Annotated in this window: 2 protein-coding genes and 2 pseudogenes; 3 read left to right on the top strand and 1 reads right to left on the bottom strand. The window is 68.6% G+C overall.

All coding sequences use genetic code 11. The features are described from left to right. Positions 1 to 181 (bottom strand): annotated as a pseudogene (locus HUU96_RS14635) (efflux transporter periplasmic adaptor subunit); the annotation flags it as partial. A gap of 128 nt (positions 182 to 309) precedes the next feature. Between HUU96_RS14635 and xth the strand changes: the two are divergent. From xth to HUU96_RS14620, 3 genes and pseudogenes are all read left to right on the top strand, one after another. Then, positions 310 to 1,086 (top strand): exodeoxyribonuclease III, encoded by a 777-nt coding sequence (gene xth, locus HUU96_RS14630; protein WP_174293467.1) that lies wholly within the window; start codon positions 310 to 312, stop codon positions 1,084 to 1,086. Between the two features lie 53 nt (positions 1,087 to 1,139). After that, positions 1,140 to 2,108 carry a UDP-glucuronic acid decarboxylase family protein gene (locus HUU96_RS14625; protein ID WP_174293466.1) on the top strand — a complete coding sequence of 323 codons (969 nt, stop codon included), beginning with the start codon at positions 1,140 to 1,142 and terminating at the stop codon, positions 2,106 to 2,108. Positions 2,109 to 2,177: 69 nt separating this feature from the next. Next, positions 2,178 to 2,626: pseudogene (locus tag HUU96_RS14620) on the top strand (hypothetical protein); the annotation flags it as partial.

Below are 2,626 nucleotides of genomic sequence, written 5' to 3'. Positions count from 1 at the left end.
CGCCGCCCTGGCCGGCGGCGGCATGGTGCGACAGCCATACCGCGAAGCCGATCAGCAGCGCCACCCCCAACAGCCCGCCCAGCCAGCTGAACGCGCGCCCGCGCGACGTCAGGCGGCGGGGTTCGGCCGTGTAGGAATGGACGGGAGGGTAAGGGTCGTCCTGGCTCATGCCCTGGCTCATGCAATGTCCATTGTTACGGCCGCGAAGGGAGGCCGTTCAGTGGCAGATTCGATGGCGGCTTCAAGCCCCTTGCAAGCTGCACCGGACATGAACGGACCTGGACGGTGCGAAAGAGCGTTGTTCGTAGCGTGCGGATCGCCACCTACAACGTCAACGGCGTCAACGGTCGCTTGCCCGTGCTGCTGCGCTGGCTGGCTGAGACGGCACCCGACATTGTCTGCTTGCAGGAGCTGAAGGCACCGGACGAGCGCTTTCCGGCGGAGGCGATCGCTGCGGCGGGGTATCAGGCAATCTGGCACGGCCAGCCGCGCTGGAATGGTGTCGCGATGCTCAGTCGCGTCGGCGCGCCGGTGGAGACGCGGCGCGGGCTGCCGGGCGACCCCGATCCGTCGCAGAGCCGCTACATCGAGGCGGCGGTGGCCGGCGTGCTGGTCGCGGGGCTGTACCTGCCCAACGGCAATCCGCAGCCGGGCCCGCGCTTCGACTACAAGCTCGCCTGGTTCGAGGCGCTGGCCGGCCACGCCCGTTCGCTGATCGACAGCGGCCTGCCGGTGGTGCTGGCGGGCGACTTCAACGTGGTGCCGACGCCGCGCGACGTCTACAAGCCGGAGCGCTGGCAGGAGGACGCGCTGTTCGCGCCCGAGGTCCGCGCCGCCTTTGCGCGGCTGGTCGATCAGGGCTGGAGCGACGCGATCCGCACCCTGCATCCTGACGCCACCATCTATACCTTCTGGGATTATTTCCGCGACGCCTATGCGCGCGATGCCGGGCTCAGGATCGACCATCTGCTGCTGTCGCCGGCGCTGGCCGGGCGGCTGCGGGCGGCGGGGGTCGACCGCGACGTGCGCGGCTGGGACAAGAGCAGCGACCATGCGCCGACCTGGATCGAGCTGGCCGAGCACTGAGCCATGGACAAGCCAGCGCCGAGCCGCGAGGAAGACCCGCAACAGGGGGAAGCATGGGCCACGACGATCTGATCCGCCAGCGAGTGCTGGTCACCGGCGGTGCGGGGTTCCTGGGATCGCATCTGTGCGAGCGGCTGCTGGCGGCGGGGCACGACGTGCTGTGCGTCGATAACTACTATACCGGCCGCCGCTCCAACATCGAGCATCTGCTCGGCAACCCGCGCTTCGAGACGATGCGCCACGACATCACCTCGCCGCTGCTGGTCGAGGTCGACCAGATTTACAATCTCGCCTGCCCCGCCTCGCCGGTCCACTATCAGTTCGATCCGGTTCAGACGCTCAAGACCTGCGTGCTGGGCTCGATCAACATGCTCGGCCTCGCCAAGCGGACCAAGGCGCGCATCTTCCAGGCGTCGACCAGCGAGGTCTATGGCGATCCGCTGGTCCACCCCCAGCCCGAAAGCTATTGGGGCCATGTCAATCCGCTCGGGCCCCGCTCCTGCTATGACGAGGGCAAGCGCGCGGCGGAGACGCTGTTCTTCGACTATCACCGCCAGCACCGCGTCGACGTGCGGGTGGTGCGCATCTTCAACACCTATGGTCCCAGGATGCACCCAGGCGACGGGCGCGTCGTATCCAACTTCGTCGTCCAGGCGCTCAAAGGCGAGGACATCACGGTCTATGGCGACGGCGACCAGACGCGGTCCTTCTGCTATGTCGACGACCTGATCGAGGGGTTCTGCCGGCTGATGAACCAGGACGCGACGATCGGCCCGGTCAATATCGGCAACCCCGGCGAGTTCACCATCCGCCAGCTCGCCGACCTCGCGATCGAGCTGACCGGCTCGCGCTCCAGGCTCGTCCACCTGCCGCTGCCCGCCGACGACCCGCGCCAGCGCCAGCCGGACATCAGCCTGGCGCGCGAGGCGCTCGGCTGGGAACCGACCGTCAGCCTGCGCGAGGGGCTCGCCCGGACGATCGCGTATTTCGACACGCTGCTGGGCGAGCGCGCCCGCATCTAGGGACCCGGACAAGTCAGGATGCGTTCACCTCGGAAAGGCCATAAGCGGCTCATGGTGTTGGAGAATGTCATGTCGAGGAAGATCATGAATTTGGGCGTGCGCATCGCTGCCGGAGCGGCGCTGGTCGGGACGGGCCTGGCCGGGTCGACATTGGCCACCGCGCAGGCCTATCCATCGGGCAATTATTACTATGGCGACGAGCGGCCGGCACCGCAGAACGTCGCGCCGCCTTCGAACGGGCAGGCCTATAATGGTGCGCCCTACGACGCTGCCGGCGATGTCCCGCCGCCGCCGGGCTATGACGGCCGCCAGCTGCCGCCGCCGCCCCCCGGCTATCAGCCGCAGGCCGACGCTGGCCAGGGCCAGCAGGACCAGCGCTACGCCGCTTATGCCGAGGACTGGTCGCGCCGTTACTGCACAAAGGCGCACAGCAACGCCGGCGTCGGCGCGGTGATCGGCGGGGTGGCGGGCGCGCTGTTCGGGTCGAGCGTCGCCGGCTGGCGCGACCGCGGCACCGG

The organism is Sphingomonas bacterium, assembly GCF_903644135.1.
Lineage (GTDB): Bacteria > Pseudomonadota > Alphaproteobacteria > Sphingomonadales > Sphingomonadaceae > Sphingomonas.
This window is presented reverse-complemented; position numbering and strand designations above follow the sequence as displayed.

Coding starts and splice junctions, on each gene's coding strand:
- HUU96_RS14625 (WP_174293466.1), top strand. CDS start 1,140: ATGGGCCACGACGATCTGATCCGCCAGCGAGTGCTGGTCACCGGCGGT.